The sequence below is a fragment of the Pseudonocardia cypriaca genome (genome assembly GCF_006717045.1).
Classification (GTDB): domain Bacteria; phylum Actinomycetota; class Actinomycetes; order Mycobacteriales; family Pseudonocardiaceae; genus Pseudonocardia; species Pseudonocardia cypriaca.
Genome location: NZ_VFPH01000001.1, coordinates 2225072 through 2243775, shown reverse-complemented (window position 1 = coordinate 2243775; position 18704 = coordinate 2225072). Strand labels below are relative to the sequence as shown.

Sequence of the window (18704 nt, the reverse complement as noted above, 5' to 3'; positions counted from 1 at the left end):
CCGCGAGGAAGGATGGCTGGACCCGACGACGATCGCCCCGCCGGGCTGCGGGAACCGACACCGCTCCCGCGCCCGCGACCCGGTGTCGGCGTGGCCGTCACCGTCCTCCTCGCGCTCGCGGCGCTGGCCGGGCTCTGGGCCGCGTTCACCGGCGTCGGCCCGGCCCAGCTCGACGCCGCGGTGCTCCACGAGTCGGTCGAGTCCCGCACCGACCCGCTCACCGCGGCGGCCGTCGTCGTCACCCACCTGGGCAGCACGGCCGCGATGGCCGTGCTCGCCGTCGTGGCCGGTGTTCGGCTGTGGATCACCGGCCGGCGGGCCGACGCCGTGCTCGTCATCGGTGCGATGGCAGGCGCCCAGCTCGTCTTCCGGGGCCTCAAGCTGCTGCTCGACCGCCCCCGGCCCCCGGAGAGCGGCCGGCTCGTGCACGCCGTGAGCGAGTCGCTGCCCTCCGGGCACGCCACCACGGCCGTCGTCGTGATCGGCACGCTCGTGGTGCTGGCCTGGCCGGGGCGAACCCCCGCCGTCCGCGCCGCCATGGTGGCGGCCGCCGCGGTGTGGGTCGGCGCGGTCGGCCTCACCCGCATCTACCTGGGCGTGCACTGGTTCAGCGACGTGATCGCGGGATGGCTGGTCGGCGGAGCATGGCTCGCGATCTGCGTGGTGGCGTGGAGCTGGTGGCGCGCCCGCGTAACCATGGCCGCCCCCGGAGCGAGAGCAGGGTGATGCCGCGCTCTCGCGGCCGGCTGGTGGTGGTTCGAGATGGGCTGGTTCTGGTTCGACGTCGTGGGCATCCTCGTCATCCTCACGGTCGTCTACCTCCTGGTGGTGGGCGCGGAGCGGCACCGCTGACGGCCGTGCGGATGCTGACGCCGGTTGGTCAGGTTGGCGCGATCCTCGACCGCGCCACGCGTCGGGCGCTCGGAGATGCACGACCCCAGTCGCCCGCCCTCCTGGTTTCGCCATCGGGACTCCCGTGGGAGTGCCGCGCGCTGCGATGCCGCGGTGGCCGGCTAGGAGAAGATCGATCCGGTGGGCGCTCTGGGAGATGCTCGTCTTGCCTCCCAGGGGGAATGCACGGCGACTGTCGGTGGTCACCCCCGTGGGATCGGGTCGGGACCACCGGATAGTTGCGCAGGCACCCGGCGGTGACGGTCTCTCCGCGAACCGCCGTGCCCTCCAGTCGGGGACGGCCGCCCGCGCAACCACGGAACTCGGTCGTTCTACCAACCTGACCCGCTGCTGACGCGAGGGGTCGGGCGAACCGGTGGGACTACTCGGTGGGCCGGGAGCGGGGCACCGAGGGCATCGGGGCGCGGGGTGTCGGGAACGGCGCGCCAAGCCGACGTTCCATGATCAGATCGACACCGCGGGCCGGGTCCGCGACCGAAGACCCAGAGCGGCAACTTGATCACGCCCTCGCCCAGGTGATCGTTCCGAGGTGCGGTTCTCCGCCCCGACCAGGGCGATCCACCTTTCTCCCGGGTCGATCATGGTGCGTTGATCACCGTGAGAGCACGCTTTGCGCCCGCGACCGGGCGATCGTCGCCACCTCGGATCGATCATGCGCACCGGGCTCCTGCCGATCCGCCCCCGCCCGACCGCCGCGGCCGCGGGTGCGCAGCCCAGCTCGAGGCCTCGACCGAACATGATCGCCGCCTGTGGTGCGAGAGCGACAGCTGGCTGCCGGGAACAGGCGCCTCGGCGGACCGGTTGACTCCCCTCGTGGGTCGATCACGGGTGCGGGCGCCTGAGCTGCGGGGGCGTCGCTGGCTGAACACCGGGGGCGCGGACCTCACGCTCGCCGGGCTGCGCGGGAAGATCGTGCTGCTCGACTTCTGGACGTTCTGCTGCATCAACTGCCTGCACGTCCTCGACGAGCTGCGCGAGCTGGAGGAGCGCTACGCGGACGTGCTGGTGACGGTCGGCGTGCACTCGCCGAAGTTCGTGCACGAGGCCGACCCGGACGCCGTCGCGGCCGCGGTCGAGCGGTACGCGGTGCACCACCCGGTGCTCGACGACCCGGAGCTCGTGACATGGGACGCCTACGCGGCGCGGGCCTGGCCGACGCTCGTGGTGGTCGACCCGACCGGCTACGTCGTGGCCCAGCTGTCCGGCGAGGGGCATGCGCACGGGCTCGGGGTGCTGATCGAGGAGCTCGTGGCCGAGCACGAGGCCGCCGGCACCCTGCACCGCGGTGACGGCCCGTACGTCGCCCCGCCGGAGCCCGCGACCGCGCTGCGCTTCCCCGGCAAGGCGATCGCGCTGCCCGGCGGGACGTTCCTCGTCTCCGACACCGCGCACCACCAGCTCGTCGAGCTCGAGCCCGACCTCGTCACCGAGCGGCGGCGGATCGGCACCGGGGAACGCGGCTTCTCCGACTCCCCCGCTCGCTTCTCGGAGCCGCAGGGTCTCCTCCTGCTGCCCGAGCCGGCGAGCGGGTACGACGTCGTGGTCGCCGACACCGTCAACCACGCGCTGCGCGGCGTGCGGCTCGCCGACGGGACGGTCACCACGCTCGCCGGCACCGGGGAGCAGCTGCGCGACCGGGTGGAGCCCGGCGCGAGCGCGGCCCAGCTGTCGTCTCCGTGGGACCTCGCCTGGTGGCGGGGCCGCGTCGTCGTCGCGATGGCCGGCAGCCACCAGCTGTGGTCGTTCGACCCGGCCTCCGGCACGGTCGAGGTGCTCGCGGGCACGACGAACGAGGGCCTGCGCGACGGCCCGTGCGAGGACGCGTTCTTCGCGCAGCCCTCCGGCCTCGCGACCGGCCCGGACGGCGCGCTCTGGGTGGCCGACTCCGAGGTCTCGGCCCTGCGGTCCGTGCACGCCGCCCCCGCCGCGGGCGCCCAGGTGGCGACGGCGGTCGGGATGGGCCTGTTCGACTTCGGGTTCCGGGACGGGCCGGCCGAGCAGGCTCTGCTGCAGCACCCGCTGGGCGTCGCCGTCCTGCCGGACGGATCCGTGGCCGTCGCCGACACCTACAACGGTGCGGTGCGCCGGTTCGACCCCGCGACCCGCACCGTCAGCACCCTCGCCAGGGACCTGCGGGAGCCGAGCGACCTGCTCGTCGACGGGGACACGCTCGTCGTGGTCGAGTCGGCCGGGCACCGGCTCGTCCGGCTGGCGATCCCGGCGAGCACCCGGGTCGATGGCGGTGCTCACCAGGTCCGGCGGGCCCGCACCGACCTCGCCCCTGGCACGCTGGCGCTGCGGATCGACTTCACGCCGCCAACCGGCCAGCACCTCGACGCACGCTTCGGCGACCCCACGTCCCTCACCGTGGCCGCATCCCCGCCCGAGCTGCTCGCCGACGGTGCGGGCACGGCCCCGGGTCTCGCGCGCACGGTGCGGTTCGCCCCGGACGCCCCCGCCGAGGGCGTGCTGCAGGTGAGCGTGGCGGCCGCCGCGTGCGACGACGGCGACGGGGTGTTCGCCGCGTGCCACCGCTACCAGCAGGACTGGGGCATCCCGGTGCGACTGGTCGACGGTGCCGCGGACGAGCTGGTGCTGGACCTGCGGGCGGTGCGCTAGGACCCGGTGGCGCTCGGCAGCAACGCAGGGCAGCCGGACGTCGTGTAGGCGGGGTCGTACTCGAAGTGCCACGGCTCGTTCTCGTAGCGGCGGCACCACCCGTGGGCGACTCCGTTGCGCTCGACCCACGCAGCGGAAGCAAGCGGCTGGATGTCCACCGCGATGCCTCGGACGTGCATCGACTCGTCGGGCTGCAGCACGTACTTGCTGGCCAGCTCCGCGCTGCCGAACTGCTGCACCGCGTCGGCGAACTGCCGCGCCTGCTGTTCCCGGCTCCGCTTGCCGTCGTTGACGCAGAGCTGCACGCCCTGCCCGCCCGCCGCGGTCCGCAGCCGCTGCCAGGCGGCGAGGACGTCCGGGCGCAGCTTCACCGCGGGCTCGTCGACGTAGCGCGCGTCGAGCGGGCACACCGGACCGGTCTCCGGGCCGGGGATCTCCTCGACGATCGCGATCGGCCGCCCCACGACCGGCACCCAGACGAGCACCATCCGACCGGTGGCGCCCAGCGCCGTCACCGCGGCGAGGGCGCCGAACAGCGACGCCACGAGCATTCCGACCACGGCGCGTCGGGTCCTGGCTGAGCGCGCGGTCGACACCGGTTCGAACCTACAGATCGACGATCAGCCGAGCTCCTGCGCCACCACGGCCGCGGCTTGCGCGAGGAGGGCGTAGTCCCGGGTCGCGTCCTCGGCCGCCCTGGACGTCAGCACCGCGAGCGCGATGGGCGCCCCGTCGGGCGGCCACAGGATCGCCACGTCGTTGGCGGTGCCGTAGCTGCCCGTGCCGGTCTTGTCGCCCACCCGCCAGCCCGGGGGCATCCCGGCGCGGATCCGCTCGTCGCCGGTCGTGTTGCCGACCAGCCACTGGGTGAACAGGTCGCGGTCGGCCGGGTCGAGGTGGTCGCCGAGCACCAGCGCCCGGAAGCTCCCCGCGATCGCCCGCGGGGTGGTGGTGTCGCGCTCGTCGCCGGGGATCGCGGTGTTCAGCTCGGGTTCCGCGCGGTCGAGCCGGGAGACCTGGTCGCCGAGCGAGCGGGCGAACGCGGTGATCCCGGGCGGCCCGCCGACGTCGGCCAGCAGCAGGTTGCCCGCGGTGTTGTCGCTGTAGCGGACGGCGGCGTCGCAGAGCTCGCGGATCGTCATGCCGTCGGCGACGTGCTGCGCCGCGACCGGCGAGGGATCGACGAGGTCGGCCTGGGTGAACCGCACGCGCTCGTCCAGGTACTCGGGCGGCGTGCGGTGCAGCACCGCGGCCGCGGCCAGCGCCTTGAACACCGAGCACATCGCGAACCGCTCGTCCGCGCGGTGGGCCAGCTCCCGCCCGGTGCCGGTGTCCACCGCGTAGACCCCGAGGCGCGCGTCGAAGCGCTGCTCCAGCTCGGCCAGCCGATCCGTGCGTACGGGTTCGGGGGCCGGCGGCGCGAGCGGCGGGGACGGGGGCGGGGACGCCGTGGCGCACCCGGCCAGCGGCAGCAGCAGCGCCGCGCCGAGGACGGAACGGCGACTGAGCTTCTTCTCGATCATGCGCAACAGGCAAGCAACGGCCGAGCGATAGCGCAAATATGACGACACGCGGGGCGCGATATGGATCGGCTATCGCCGCTGCTACCGTCTCGCCGTGGATCTCCTCCGGCACCTGGAGTTCTTCGTCACGATCGCCGAGGAGGAGCACTTCGGGCACGCCGCCGCCCGGCTCGGGATCGCGCAGCCCCCGCTCTCGCAGGGGCTGCAGCGGCTGGAGCGGTCGCTCGGCGTGGTGCTGGTCGACCGCAGCTCCCGCGGCGCCCGGCTCAACGCAGCAGGCCGCGACCTCCTCCCGCGGGCCAGAGCCCTCCTGGAGGGAGCCGAGGACCTGCGCCGAGCGGCGAGCGCGCACGGCTCGGCGCCGGTCCGGATCGGCGCCGTGCCGCAGCTCCCGATCCGGACGCTCGCCGCGCTCGTCACCGCGTGCAGCAACCCGCCGGAGATCGTCACCGCGCCGTCCACCGAGCTCCTCGACGCGCTCTCGGCGGGCCGGCTCGACCTCGCCGTCGTGCTGCACCCCGCGCTCCTCGGCTCGCTGCAGAGCGGGCCGGTCCACCACCTCGCCACCACGCTGCTCCTCCCGGCCGGCCACCCGGCGCCGGGTCCCGTGGTCCTGCGGTCGCTGCGTGGGCTGGCGCTCGCCGCTCCCCCGCGGGCCCACGCACCGGCGGCGCACGACCTCCTGCTCGACACGCTGGAACAGCGCGGGCTCGTCACCACCCCGCTGGGCGCTCCGGACGACCGCGCCGCACTGGCGCTCGTCGCCGCCGGGCGGGCGTTCGCGCTCACCGCCGAACCGGATCTCGACGCGCCCGGCGTCGTCCGGCGCGAGATCGCAGGTGAGCCGCTGCCGCTACGGCTGCGCGTGGCGTGGCGGGGTCCGAGGCCCGCCGTCCTCGACGCCGTGCTGGACGTCCTGCCGTGACGGGGCTGGAGCGGGAGATCCGCCGCACGTTCGCCGACGCAGGCGTCCAGGGCCGGCTGCACGCCGCACCGATCGACGGGCCGACCCGCGAGGTCGGGGTGGACCCGGACGAGCCGGCCGTGATGGCGTCGGTCTACAAGCTGCCGTTGCTCGTCGCGTTCTGCCGGCGCGTGGACGCCGGTGAGATCGACCCGCGCGAGCGGGTCACCGTCCACCCGGCCGAGCACACGGCCGGCCCCACCGGCCTGTCCGTACTGCGCGACCCCGTGACGATGTCGTGGCGCGACCTCGCCTGCTCGATGATCAGCGTGTCGGACAACACCGCGGCCGACGTCCTGCTCCGGCGCGTCGGCCTCGCGCACGTGAACGAGACCCTGAGCGACCTCGGGCTGGAGCGCACGCGCGTGCTCGGCGGCACGGCCGACGTCCACCGCAGCCTCGTGACCGACACCGCCACCGCCGACACCGCCGCCGCGTTCCGCGCACTGACCAGCAACGACGCCGCACCGGCCGTTCGTGCGTACGACGCCGTGCTCGCCAGCGCCACGACCCCGCGCGAGATGACCCGCCTGCTCGCCGCCGTCTGGTCCGACCGCGCGGCCTCGCCCGAACGGTGCCGGTTCGCCCGGGAACTGCTCGGCGCGCAGGCATGGCAGCACCGGCTGCGCTCGGGCTTCCCCCCGGTCGGGGTGCGGGTGGCCGGCAAGACCGGCACCCTGGCCGCGGTCCGCAACGAGGTGGGCGTGGTGCAGTTCGACGGCGAGCGCCCGGTCGCGGTCGCGGTGTTCACCCGCGCCGCCCGCGCCGAGGAGCTGCTGCCCCGGGCCGACGCCGTGATCGGCCAGGCCGCTCGCCTCGCGGTCACGGAGCTGCGCTCCGGCCGCCTGTGAGAGCAAGGCATCAGTGGGCGGCCGTGGCGAGCCGGACGGCGACGGTGGCCAGCACCAGCCCGGTGAACTGCTCGATGCGCGCCTTCACGCGCGGGCGCCGCAACCAGCGGCCGAGCCGGTCGACCACGGCGACGTACAGGCCGAACCAGGCCACGAAGAGCACCGCGAAGATCGCGGACAGCAGCAAGGCCTCGACCCGCGGCGAGGCGCTGTCGACGGAGAGGAACTGCGGCAGGAAGGTGACGAAGAACAGCGCCACCTTCACGTTGAGCGCGTTCGACAGGAAGCCCTGCCGCACGTAGGCCGTCCACCGCTGCGGCACCGCGACCACCGCGGCGTCGTCCGGCTCGCGGCTGGTTCGCCTCGCCGACCGCAGCATCTGCACGGCGAGCCACAGCAGGTACACCGCACCGACGATCTTCAGCGCGGTGAACGCCGTTGCCGACGCGATCAGCAGCGCCGACAGCCCGAGCGCGGCACCTGCGGCGTGCACCGCCACGCCCAGCACGCCGCCGAGCATGGTCAGCAACCCGCCCCGGCGGCCGCCGCGCAGCGAGTTGCCGGTGATCAAGGCCTGGTCCGGGCCCGGCATCATGATCAGCAACAGGGCCGCGACCGCGAATGTCGTCATGAAGCGAGCATGGCGGCGGCCGACGAATTAATCCAATGTCAAAATCAGCGGATACTCATTCACATGCTCTATGAATGCCTTTCCCGCGCACGGTGACGACCTCGCCGCTTTCGAGGGCGACGAGCACCGCGCCGTCGGGAGCAACGGCCACGCCGTGCGGCTCGCTCCCCGCTCCGAGGTCGTGCACGGCGGTCACGGCGCCGTCCACGTCGAGGTGGGCCAGGGCGCTCGCGGCCCACAGCGTGACCCAGCAGCCGCCTTCGCCGTCCGGTGCGACGGCGTGCGGGCGAGCGCCCCGGTCCGGCAGGTCGAACTCCTGCAACGGCTCCCCCGGGACGAGCCGCCCGACGCGCCCGGCGCCGATCTCGGCGAACCACAGCGCGTCGCGGTCTGCCGCGATCCCCACGGGGCCGCACCCGGGATCCGGGAGGGGGTGGACGGTGATCTCGCCCGAGGCGTCGACGCGGCCGAGCGCGGCGCCCCGGTTGAGGGTGAACCACATCGCGCCGTCCGGCCCCGCTGTGACCATCGCGGGCATGCCGCTGTCACCGGGCACCGGCGTGAGCGCGACCTCCCCGTCCGGAGCGAGCCGGCCGACGGCGTCCGCGCCGGTGGCCGTGAACCAGACGGCGCCATCAGGCGCGACGGCGATCCCGAACGGCCCGCCGCTGACGGGGAAGCTGCGTCCCGCCCCGCCGAGGCGGTCGATGCGGTCGTCGCCGCCCCGGGTGACCCACACGGCCCCGTCCGGTCCGACCGCGAGCAGCGACGGCCGGGAGGCCGGGTTCCCGAGGTCGTGCAGCTCGGCCGGGCCGTCGGATGGCAGGCGAGCGACCTGGCCGGAGTGCACGAGCGTGACCCAGGCATCGCCCGCGGCATCGACGGCAACGGCGTACGGGCCGGCGCCGGCTTCACCGACCGGGGTTCGAATGAGCATCAGACCTCCTAGACGCGACTGATGTCGCAATAGGAGGATAGAGGCATGTCGATCGCGCGCCGGCCCGGGGGCCGCACCGCTCGCACCCGGACCGCGGTACTGGCCGCCGTCGAGGCCGAACTGCTCGACCACGGTGTCGACGGGCTCACGGTCGACGGGGTGGCGGAGCGGTCGGGCGTGCACCGGGCCACGGTGTACCGGCGGTGGCACGACGTCGGCGGCCTCCTCGCCGACGCGCTGGCCGCCGGCCGGGAGGACGACTGGCAGCCTGCCGACCACGGCTCGCTCGCCGCCGACCTCGTCGCGCTCAACCGGGACGTCGTCGAGCACCTGGCCGGGGAGCGTTCACTGAGCCGGGCGCTGATCATCGCCTCGTACCGCTCCCCCGCGGCCGCCGCCGCCCTGCGCGAGTTCCTCGACGACCGGTACCGCCGCTGCGAGGTGGTCGTCGCCCGGGCCGTGGCCCGCGGCGAGGCGCCGGCAGACACCGACGCCCGACGCCTGCTCGTGGCCGCCACCGCCCCGCTGTACCACGAGATCCTGCTGCTGGGCGGCACCGTCGACGACGCGCTCGCCGTCCGATGCGCCACGGACGCCGCCCGCGCCGCCGCGACGGGTGTCTACACCTGATGCCCCTGAGCGCTAGACGCCCAGCCAGGTCAGCACCGCCATGACGCGGCGGTGGTCGTCGCCCGACGGCGGTAGGGCGAGCTTGGTGAAGATCGACGAGATGTGCTTCTCCACCGCTCCCTGGCTGATCACCAGTGCGCGGCCGATGGCGGTGTTGGTGCGCCCCTCCGCCATGAGCGCCATCACTTCGCGCTCGCGCGGGGAGAGCTCGGCGAGGGGGTCGCGGCGTCGGCGGTGTGCGAACAGGGCCGAGACGACCTCCGGGTCGAGGACGGTGCCGCCGTCGACCACCCGCTGCAGCGCGTCGGAGAGATCGGCGAGCTTGGAGACCCGGTCCTTCAGCAGGTAGCCGACGCCCCCGCCCGCGGTGAGCAGGTCGGAGGCGTAGGACTCCTCGACGTACTGCGAGAGGACCAGGATCGCCGTGCCGGGCACCGTGCGGCGAACTTCCAGTGCCGCGCGCAGGCCCTCGTCGGTGAACGACGGGGGCATCCGCACGTCGACGACGGCGACGTCGGGCTTGTGCTCCTGCACGGCCGTCACCAGGCTCTCGCCGTCGCCGACGGCGGCCACCACGGTGGCCCCTGCCTCGTCGAGGAGGCGGACGAGCCCCTCCCTGAGCAGGAGCGAGTCCTCGGCGAGCACCACACGCATTTAGTGTCCCCCACCCGAAGTCCGGCACCTGCCTCGACGGCCCAGCTCCCCGCTGGGCGCACCGGCGAACCGACCGAGTACGCCCGGTACGAGGCCGGCCCGCCGGCACACCCAGCGGAAAGCTGGATCCGCCGACGCAGGCACCGGACCTCGGGTGGGGAACACTACCGATCATCCCCCACCCCGCGCAGCGGGATCTCGGCGGTCAGCACGGTGGGTCCGCCGGGCGGGCTCACCACGTCCAGCACACCCTCGACGGTGGCGAGGCGGTCGGCGAGCCCGGCGAGGCCGTGGCCCTTCCCGAGGTGGGCGCCGCCGCGACCGTTGTCGCGCACCTGCACCAGCACGCGGCTGCCGTCGGCGCTGACCATCACCGTCACGAGGGAGGCGTTGGCGTGCTTCGCGACGTTCGTGAGCGCCTCGGTGACCACGAAGTACGCGGTGTTCTCGACGGCGGCCGCGAGGCGCTGCCCGTGCGGGAGCGCGACGTCGAGGGAGACCTCCACCGGGCAGCGCGCGGCGGCGGCGGCGAGGGCGGGGCCGAGGCCGCGGTCGGCGAGGATCGGCGGCGCGATGCCGCGGGAGAGGGCGCGCAGCTCGTCGAGGGCCTCGCGGCTCTGCGTCAGGGCCTCCGCCACCAGCGGGCGCGCCTTGTCGGGGTTGTCGTCGAGGCGCCGGGCGACCGCCTCGAGGTCCATGTTCAACCGGACGAGCCGCTGCTGCGGGCCGTCGTGGATGTCGCGCTCGAGCCGGCGCAGGGTCTGCGCCTCGGCCTGCACGGCGGCGCGCCTGCTGGACTCCAGCTGGGCGGCGCGGGCGCGCAGAGCGGCGGTCTGGTTGGTGAGCAGGCCACGCGCCAGGCCCGCCCGGGCGGCGACCAGCCCGCGGATCACCAGCGGTGCCGTCGCCACCATGATCACGCCGAGCGCCGTGTTGAGCACGATCTCGCCCAGCCGGAACTGGTAGCCGAAGATCAGCCAGAACAGGCCACCGTCGCCGTCTCCTCGGGGGAGCGACCACTCCCACGTGACGTACAGCACCGAGCCGAGCCCCCCGACCGTCCAGACCACGGCGATGACGAACATCGCGAGCCGCACCGGGAAGGCCACCACGGCGTGCAGGAGGTCGCGCCAGGACTGCGGGTCGGCGAGCATGCTGAACAGGCGGCCGATGCCCCGGCCGCGCGTCTCGCGGTAGTGGTGCGGCGGCAGCGGGCGGCCCGTGGCCCACTCGGCACCCCGCCGCTCGACGCCCGCCAGCCCGCGCGAGGCCCGCAACGTGCCGGCGAGGATCGGCAGCCCGAGCCACACCACGATCGTGCCGACCCCGGCGGCGAACCCCGCGACCGCGATCACGAACGCGACGATGGCGAGCGGGAGGCCACCGAGCAGGTAGCCGAGACCCCGCCAGAACCGCTGCGAGGCGGTCATGGGCCCGGTGACGGGCACGTATTCGGTCATACCGCGACTCTCGTCCCCCCTCGCGACGCAACCCAGCCGGTGCGCCTCCCGCTGAGGGTAGGGCGAACCCGAACTCGGGCGCGCATAGGCTGATCACCATGGAGAGGCAGACCTGGGAAAGGGTCGACGAGTACTTCACCGGGCAGCTGCTCGGGCCCGATCCGGTGCTCGACGCGGCGCAGGAGGCGAACGCACTCGCCGGGCTGCCTGCGATCGACGTCAGCCCGGCGCAGGGCAAGCTGCTGCACCTGCTCGCCCGCACGGTCGGCGCCCGCCGGATCCTCGAGATCGGCACGCTCGGCGGCTACTCGACGATCTGGCTCGCCCGCGCGCTCCCGGCCGACGGCGAGCTCGTGACGTGCGAGATCAACCCGGCCCACGCCGAGGTGGCCCGCGAGAACGTCGCCCGCGCCGGGCTCGGCGGCGTCGTCGACGTGCGGGTCGGGCCCGCGATCGACACCCTCCCCACCCTCGACGGGCCGTTCGACCTGGTCTTCATCGACGCCGACAAGCAGTCGAACGCGGAGTACTTCCGGCACGCCCTACGCCTGTCGCGGCCCGGCACGATGATCGTGGTGGACAACGTGGTGCGTGGCGGTCGGGTCGCCGACACCTACAACTCCGACCCGGACGTCCGCGGCACGCGGGAGGTGGCCGAGGTGATCGCGCAGGAGCCGCGTGTCGACGCCACCGTCGTCCAGACGGTGGGGAGCAAGGGCTACGACGGCTTCCTCCTCGCGCTCGTCCGACAAGACGCTTAGTCGTTTGCCATAATGCCTTCGTGCTCGACGTGGATCTGGTGAAGGCGCTCGCCAACGACAAGCGCCTGCAGATCCTGGACTGGCTGCGCGACCCGGAGGCGCACTTCCCGCCCCAGCGCGACGGCGACCTGGTCCGCGACGGCGTGTGCTCCCTGTTCATCGCCGAGAAGCTCGGGGTCAGCCAGCCCACGTGCGGCGAGCACCTGAAGGTCCTCAGCCGGGCCGGGCTGATCCACGGCAGGAGGATCAAGCAGTGGGTCTTCTACCGCCGCGACGAGGAGCGGATCGCGGCGGCGAAGGGGCAGCTCGCCGGTGGATGGTGAGAACGACGTCGATCGGATAGCAGCCGCCGGATAATCGCTGCCGGTTCGGCGGAACGCGATGCCAGGATCGCGGCCATGGTCCTCGACCCGAACCGGCGGCTGCAGTCCGTGTACGTCCCGGTCGGCGATGGCGTACGGCTCGCTGTCGACGTCTGGTTGCCGGTCGAGCGGGTCGCGGCCGGCGAGGCGGTCGGTGCGGTTGTCCGGACCACCCGCTACCACCGCGCGCAGGAGCCGGCTCGCGCCGGTCCCGAGTTCGATTCCAACCGGGCGGAGGCCGAGCTGTGGAACGCCGCCGGGTTCGCGTTCGTCGTGGCCGACGCGCGCGGCACGGGCGCGTCGTTCGGGATGCGGGCCGGCGAGCTCGGTGAACGCGAGATCGCCGACTTCGGGGAGCTGGTCGACTGGGTGGCGAAGTGGCCGTGGTCGAACGGCCGGGTCGGTGTCCACGGCACGTCCTACGAAGGCCAGGCCGCCGAGCTCGTCGCGCGGCTCCGCAACCCGCACGTGGCTGCCGTCGCAGCGTTGTTCAGCCCGAACGACCCATATCGGCAGCTCTTCTACCCGGGCGGAGCCGCCACTGCCGGCCGCTTCGCACGGTGGATGTGCGAGAGCCGGCTGAAGGACGGCGTGATCGGGGCTCGCGAGCGACTGGCCGAGATGCAGGGCCTGCCCGCGGAGGCGATCGAACGTCCGACGCCGGTCAAACCGGTCGACGGCCCGGACGGGCGGGCCCTGCTGGCCGAGGCGGTCGCGGAGCACCAGTCGAACACCGACGTGCACGAGCTGATGGACCAGGTGCCGTTCCACGACGACCGGGTGGAAGGGCTCGACTGGGCGGTCACCACACCGGCCGCCGCGTACGAGGCGATCGCCTCGACCGGTGTCCCCCTGTTCGTGCGGGTCGGCTGGGTCGACGGCGCCTTCGTCGCCGGCGCTCTGACCCGCTTCGCCACCCTGCCCAACCACCAGACCGTCGAGATCGGGCCGTGGGGACACGGCGGCCGCACGTACGCCGACCCCCTGCTGCCCGCCGGTCCGCACGACGGAAGTGATCTCGCCACCCTGGAGGGCCAGGACCGCCGCCTGGTGGAGTTCTTCGCGCGATACCTCGAAGCGGACTCGGCGCCGCCTGCGGGAGGCGGCACGCTGACGTACAGCACGCTCGGCACGGGTCAGTGGCGGACCGTGGACTCATGGCCGCCCGACAACCTCGAAGTACGCCGGCTGTACCCGGGTCCGGCCGGCGAGCTGGCGGACGACGCGGGGTACGGGTCGTCGGTCCGGTACGCCGTCGATCCCGGCTCGTCGACCGGTCCCACCAACCGATGGCTCGCCGGCGAGATCGGCCGGGGCGCGGCCTACCCGGACCGGCGGGGCTCCGACGAGACGGTGCTCACCTTCACCTCCGCACCCCTCCCGGCCGACCTCCACGTTCTCGGCTTCCCGGTGATGACGCTCCGCATGGCGACGAACGGCACCGACGGCGTGGTCTACGTCTACCTGGAGGACGTCGGTCCCGACGGTTCGGTTACCTACCTGACCGAGGGCTGCCTGCGGTTCCTCCAGCGCGCGACGGCCGGCCCGCCCGAGCCCACGGGTCTGGGCGTACCGCGCAGCTTCGCACGCGCCGACCGTCTCCCGGTCGAACCCGGGGAGGACCTCGACCTGGTCGTCGAGCTCCTGCCGGTGTCCGCGTTGCTCCGTGCCGGCCACGGGCTCCGGATCGCGATCGCCGGCAACGACGCCTCCTGTTTCTCCTACTACGGCTCGCCGGGCGAGACCTTCACCCTCACGCTGGGCGGGTCCACGCACCTGGACCTTCCCGTCCTACGAACGGGATGATGCGCCGGCCTACCGCGGGTAAGTTCCCCCCATGGAGCCCTCCGACCTCGCCGACATCCTGTCCGCGGTGCGCGACTTCGTCCGCAAGGAGGTCGTGCCGATCGAGGAGCAGATCGACGCCGAGGATGCGATCCCGGAGCGCGTGATCGCCACGTGCAAGGAGATGGGCCTGTACGGCTTCGCGATCCCGCAGGAGTACGGCGGGCTCGGCATGACGCTCACCGAGGAGGCGCAGCTCGCGTTCGAGCTGGGCTGGACCACGCCCGCGCTGCGGTCGCTCTTCGGCACCAACAACGGCATCGCGGGGCAGGTGCTGCTGGTCGGCGGCACGGAGGACCAGAAGCAGGGGTGGCTGCCGCGGCTCGCCTCTGGCGAGGTCACGGCGTCGTTCGGGCTGACGGAGGCCGACGCCGGTTCCGACCCGGCCGGGCTGGCCACCACCGCCCGCCGGGACGGTTCCGACTGGGTGCTGAACGGCTCGAAGCGCTACATCACCAACGCGCCGATCGCGGACGTGATCATGGTGTTCGCCCGCACCAACCCGGACGCCGCCGGCAACCGGGGCATCTCCACGTTCCTCGTCCCCGCCGGCACGAAAGGGCTCACGGTAGGGCCGCGGGACCACAAGATGGGCCAGTTCGGCGCCTGGACCGCCGACGTGTACCTCGACGACGTGCGGGTGCCGGCCGAGGCACTCGTCGGCGGGGCCGACGGCGTGGACCGCGGCTTCCAGACGGCGGCCAGGTGCCTTGCCCACGGCCGCGCGCACATCGCGGCGCTGTGCGTCGGGATGGCGGGACGCCTCGTCCACGAGTCGGTCGAGTTCGCGCGGACCCGCGAGCAGGGTGGCCGGCTGATCGCGTCGTTCCAGCTGGTGCAGGGCCTGATCGCCGACTCGGTGACCGACCACATGGCCGGCCGCTCGCTCGTCCTCGACGTCGCGCGGGCGTACGACGCAGGCACCGACAAGGTGCAGGGCCCGTCGGTCGCCAAGTACTTCGCGAGCGAGATGGTGGGCCGGGTCGCCGACCGCGCGGTGCAGGTGCACGGCGGCGCCGGCTACATCCGCGGCGTGGCGGTCGAGCGGTTCTACCGCGACGCGCGGCTGTTCCGGATCTACGAGGGCACGAGCCAGATCCAGCAGGTGATCATCGCGCGGCAGGCGCTCGGCGACGCCGCCCGTGCCTGAACGGACCTTGCCGCGAGCCCGGAAGTTGACCAAGGTGCTGGACATGGCCGACTTCCTCGAGGACCTCACCCGCAGGGCACTCGCTCGCGAGCCCATCCCCCGCGACGCGGCCCTGCGGGTGCTCGCCGGCGGCGACGAGCTGCTCGACGTCGTCGCCGCGGGTTTCCGCGTGCGGCGGGAGTTCTTCGGCCGCCGGGTCAAGCTCAACACGATCATCAACCTCAAGAGCGGGATGTGTCCCGAGGACTGCGGCTACTGCTCGCAGCGGCTGGGATCCGAGGCGGACGTCCTCAAGTACTCGTGGGTCGCGCCCGACGAGGCGGCGAGCATCGCCGACCGCGCGGTACGAGCGGGCGCCAAGCGCGTGTGCCTGGTCGCGAGCGGCCGCGGGCCGGGCGAGCGCGACATCACCCGCGTGGAACGCACGATCGACGCGATCAAGGCCGACCAGCCCGACGTCGAGGTGTGCGTGTGCCTCGGCCTGCTCTCCGACGGCCAGGCCGACCGGCTGCTGGCCGCGGGCGCGCACGCCTACAGCCACAACCTCAACACCAGCGAGGCCCGCTACCGCGACATCTGCTCCACCCACACGTTCGCCGACCGCGTCGACACGGTGGAGCGGGCGGCTGCTGCCGGCCTCTCCCCCTGCTCCGGCGCGATCTTCGGGATGGGCGAGTCCGACGAGGACGTGCTCGACCTCGCCTTCGCGCTGCGCGACCTCGACCCGGACTCGGTGCCGGTCAACTTCCTGATCCCGTTCGCCGGCACCCCGCTCCAGGGTCGCTGGGAGCTCACCCCCGAACGCTGCCTGCGGATCCTCGCGGTGTTCCGGTTCGTGTTCCCCGACGTCGAGGTCCGGCTCGCCGGCGGCCGGGAGATCCACCTGCGCAGCCTGCAGCCGCTCGCGCTGCACCTCGCCAACTCGATCTTCCTCGGCGACTACCTCACCAGCGAGGGTCAGCCGGGCGCCGACGACCGGCAGATGATCGCCGACGCCGGGTTCACGATCGAGGGCCTCGACGAGCAGACCCTGCCGGACGCCCGTCACGACCTCGTGGTGGTGCGACGCCGGGGCGCGGGCACCGATCTCCCCGCTAACGCCTGATGTCGCTCTTGATGTCGCGCACGATGTCGTAGCGGTCCAGGTTCATCACCTTGTCCCACGCGGCCACGAAGTCGCGCACGAACCTCTCCCGCGCGTCCCGGCTCGCGTAGACCTCGGCGATGGCCCGCAGCTCGGAGTTCGAGCCGAACACCAGGTCGACGCGGCTGGCCGTCCACCTGACCTCGCCGGTCGCGCGGTCCCGGCCCTCGTACGTCTCGGCGCCCTTGGCCGTCGGCTTCCACGTGGTGCGCATGTCGAGCAGGTTCACGAAGAAGTCGTTGGTCAGCGCCCCCGGTGTCGTGGTGAGCACGCCGAGCGGGGACCGGCGGTGGGTCGCCCCCAGCACGCGCAGGCCTCCGACGAGGACGGTCATCTCGGGTGGGCTCAGGCCCAGCAGGTTGGCGCGGTCGACCAGCAGGAACTCCGACGGGAGCCGGTCGCCCTTGCCGCGGTAGTTGCGGAACCCGTCCGCGCGCGGTTCCAGCGGGGCGAACCACTCCACGTCCGTCTGGTCCTGGGTCGCGTCGGTGCGCCCCGGGACGAAGGGCACCTCGACGTCGTGACCCGCTTCCCCCGCCGCCTGCTCCACGGCAGCGCACCCGCCGAGCACGATCAGATCGGCCAGCGAGATCCGCTTGCCGAACGACTCCTGGATCCCTTCGAGGGTGTTCAGCACGTGGGTCAGGTCGTCCGGGTCGTTGACCTCCCAGCCGCGCTGCGGTTGCAGGCGGATGCGGGCCCCGTTGGCCCCGCCGCGCTTGTCGCTGGAGCGGAAGGTCGAGGCCGAAGCCCACGCCGTGGACACCAGCTGGGAGACCGACAAGCCGGAGCCGAGGATCTCCCGCTTGAGCGCGGCGACGTCCTCGGCGTCCACCAGTTCGTGGTCGACGGCGGGGACCGGGTCCTGCCAGATCAGCGTCTCCTGTGGCACCAGCGGGCCCAGGTAGCGCTGGATCGGTCCCATGTCGAGGTGCGTCAGCTTGAACCAGACCCGGGCGAACGCGTCCGCCAGCAGGTCCGGGTCCTCGTGGAACCGGCGCGCGATGGGCCCGTAGACCGGGTCGAGCCGCAGCGCGAGGTCCGTGGTCAGGATCGTCGGGGCGTGCGACTTCGACGGGTCGTGCGCGTCCGGCACGGTGCCCGCCCCTGCGCCGCCTCGCGGAATCCACTGCCACAGTCCGGCGGGGCTCAGCGCCACGTCCCACTCGTAGTCGAACAGGGTGCGGAAGAAGCTGTCGTCCCACCGGGTCGGGGTGGGGGTCCACGTCCCCTCGAGCCCGCTGGTGACGGTGTCCGGCCCCTTCCCGGTGCCGTGGCCGCACCGCCAGCCCAGCCCCTGCTCCTCGAGCGGGGCGCCCTCGGGTTCGGGCCCGAGGTGCTTCTCCGGGTCGGCCGCGCCGTGGGTCTTGCCGAAGGTGTGGCCGCCTGCGATCAGTGCGACGGTCTCCTCGTCGTCGAACCCCATGCGCCGGAACGTCTCGCGGATGTCGCGGGCCGACGTGATCGGGTCGGGGACGGTGTTCGGGCCCTCCGGGTTGACGTAGATGAGCCCCATCTGGTCGGCGGCCAGCGGGCCCGTCAGCTCCCGGACGCCGGTGTGGCGCTCATCGCCGAGCCAGGCGCGCTCGGGGCCCCAGTACACGTCGTCGTCGGGCTCCCAGACGTCCTCCCGCCCGCCGCCGAAACCGAAGGTCCGCAGGCCCATCGACTCCAGGGCCCGGTTCCCCGCGAAGATCATCAGATCGGCCCACGAGATCTTGCGGCCGTACTTCTCCTTCACCGGCCAGAGCAGCCGGCGGGCCTTGTCGAGGTTGCGGTTGTCCGGCCAGCTGTTGAGCGGCGCGAACCGCTGCATGCCGGCGCACGCGCCGCCCCGGCCGTCGCCGACCCGGTACGTGCCTGCGCAGTGCCACACCATCCGGACCACGAGCGGGCCGTAGTGGCCGAAGTCGGCGGGCCACCAGTCCTGGGACGTGGTCAGCACCTCGTCGACGTCCCTCGCCAGGGCATCGAGGTCGAGCGTCAGGAACTCCGCGGCGTAGTCGAAGTCCTCGCCCATGGGGTTCGCGGCGGCCGGGTGCTTCCGCAGGATGCTCAGGTCGAGCTGGTCGGGCCACCAGTCGCGGTTGCTCGTGGGCCGTTGCGGGGGTCTGCGGGGCGCGACCGGGGTGGGGAGGCCGAGCCCGCCCCCGCTCCTCTCGTCAACGGCGTCCGGGCTCCGGTGTACGTCCGTCATCGTGGCGAACCGCCTTTGCCTCTACGTCACAGGCCGGTACCCGCCACAGTAGGTACTGTTTCCG

General features: G+C 73.4%; 17 protein-coding genes. 10 read left to right on the top strand and 7 right to left on the bottom strand.

Annotated features, from left to right (window positions below):
• Positions 1–12 precede the first annotated feature (12 nt).
• Together FB388_RS10670 and FB388_RS10665 are read left to right on the top strand one after the other, a co-directional pair.
• Entirely contained in the window at positions 13–726 is a 714-nt protein-coding gene (locus FB388_RS10670) for a phosphatase PAP2 family protein (RefSeq protein ID WP_142099911.1), read from the top strand.
• 999 nt (positions 727–1725) lie between these two features.
• The gene (locus FB388_RS10665) at positions 1726–3531 is read left to right on the top strand and encodes an NHL domain-containing thioredoxin family protein (RefSeq protein WP_246121804.1); all 1806 of its coding nucleotides are present in this window, start codon (positions 1726–1728) and stop codon (positions 3529–3531) included.
• Here the strand turns inward: FB388_RS10665 and FB388_RS10660 are convergent.
• Positions 3528–4082: a D-alanyl-D-alanine carboxypeptidase family protein gene (locus FB388_RS10660; RefSeq protein ID WP_142102875.1), complete on the bottom strand. Its 555-nt coding sequence runs from the start codon at positions 4080–4082 to the stop codon at positions 3528–3530. The two genes, FB388_RS10665 and FB388_RS10660, sit on opposite strands and share 4 nt — an antisense overlap.
• Positions 4083–4151: 69 nt before the next feature.
• Complete coding sequence (bla, locus tag FB388_RS10655; protein ID WP_142099907.1) at positions 4152–5054, bottom strand: class A beta-lactamase; 903 nt, start codon at positions 5052–5054, stop codon at positions 4152–4154.
• A gap of 94 nt (positions 5055–5148) precedes the next feature.
• Between bla and FB388_RS10650 the strand changes: the two genes are divergently transcribed.
• Together FB388_RS10650 and FB388_RS10645 are read left to right on the top strand one after the other, a co-directional pair.
• On the top strand, positions 5149–5979 hold the full coding sequence (locus FB388_RS10650; protein WP_142099905.1) for a LysR family transcriptional regulator: 831 nt from the start codon (positions 5149–5151) through the stop codon (positions 5977–5979).
• A complete protein-coding gene (locus tag FB388_RS10645; RefSeq protein WP_142099903.1) occupies positions 5976–6869 on the top strand; it encodes a serine hydrolase in 894 nt (297 codons plus the stop codon). The genes FB388_RS10650 and FB388_RS10645 overlap by 4 nt, the downstream gene beginning before the upstream one ends.
• Positions 6870–6879: 10 nt before the next feature.
• Here FB388_RS10645 and FB388_RS10640 read toward each other — a convergent pair whose 3' ends face one another.
• Positions 6880–7500, bottom strand: coding sequence for a LysE family translocator (locus FB388_RS10640; protein ID WP_142099901.1), 621 nt, complete (start codon positions 7498–7500; stop codon positions 6880–6882).
• Positions 7501–7555: 55 nt separating this feature from the next.
• Positions 7556–8437: a Vgb family protein gene (locus tag FB388_RS10635; RefSeq protein ID WP_142099899.1), complete on the bottom strand. Its 882-nt coding sequence runs from the start codon at positions 8435–8437 to the stop codon at positions 7556–7558.
• Positions 8438–8482: 45 nt separating this feature from the next.
• Between FB388_RS10635 and FB388_RS10630 the strand changes: the two genes are divergently transcribed.
• Positions 8483–9067, top strand: coding sequence for a TetR-like C-terminal domain-containing protein (locus FB388_RS10630; protein ID WP_142099897.1), 585 nt, complete (start codon positions 8483–8485; stop codon positions 9065–9067).
• A 12-nt stretch (positions 9068–9079) separates the two neighbouring features.
• Here the strand turns inward: FB388_RS10630 and FB388_RS10625 are convergent, their stop codons facing one another.
• On the bottom strand, positions 9080–9721 hold the full coding sequence (locus FB388_RS10625; RefSeq protein WP_142099895.1) for a response regulator transcription factor: 642 nt from the start codon (positions 9719–9721) through the stop codon (positions 9080–9082).
• 164 nt (positions 9722–9885) lie between these two features.
• Positions 9886–11181, bottom strand: a complete 1296-nt coding sequence (locus FB388_RS10620) for a sensor histidine kinase (RefSeq protein ID WP_142099893.1) — start codon at positions 11179–11181, stop codon at positions 9886–9888.
• A gap of 98 nt (positions 11182–11279) precedes the next feature.
• Here FB388_RS10620 and FB388_RS10615 point away from each other — a divergent pair, with 98 nt between their 5' ends.
• From FB388_RS10615 to bioB, 5 genes are all read left to right on the top strand, one after another.
• Complete coding sequence (locus FB388_RS10615; RefSeq protein ID WP_142099891.1) at positions 11280–11942, top strand: O-methyltransferase; 663 nt, start codon at positions 11280–11282, stop codon at positions 11940–11942.
• A gap of 20 nt (positions 11943–11962) precedes the next feature.
• The gene (locus FB388_RS10610; protein ID WP_170225554.1) at positions 11963–12265 is read left to right on the top strand and encodes an ArsR/SmtB family transcription factor; all 303 of its coding nucleotides are present in this window, start codon (positions 11963–11965) and stop codon (positions 12263–12265) included.
• Between the two features lie 75 nt (positions 12266–12340).
• Positions 12341–14110: a CocE/NonD family hydrolase gene (locus tag FB388_RS10605; RefSeq protein ID WP_142099889.1), complete on the top strand. Its 1770-nt coding sequence runs from the start codon at positions 12341–12343 to the stop codon at positions 14108–14110.
• A gap of 31 nt (positions 14111–14141) precedes the next feature.
• Complete coding sequence (locus FB388_RS10600) at positions 14142–15299, top strand: acyl-CoA dehydrogenase family protein (protein ID WP_142099887.1); 1158 nt, start codon at positions 14142–14144, stop codon at positions 15297–15299.
• A 43-nt stretch (positions 15300–15342) separates the two neighbouring features.
• On the top strand, positions 15343–16404 hold the full coding sequence (gene bioB, locus FB388_RS10595; RefSeq protein WP_142099885.1) for a biotin synthase BioB: 1062 nt from the start codon (positions 15343–15345) through the stop codon (positions 16402–16404).
• On the opposite strand, the gene katG is transcribed toward bioB, so the two are convergent.
• Complete coding sequence (gene katG / locus FB388_RS10590; RefSeq protein WP_142099883.1) at positions 16394–18640, bottom strand: catalase/peroxidase HPI; 2247 nt, start codon at positions 18638–18640, stop codon at positions 16394–16396. The genes bioB and katG overlap by 11 nt on opposite strands.
• Positions 18641–18704: the final 64 nt, after the last annotated feature.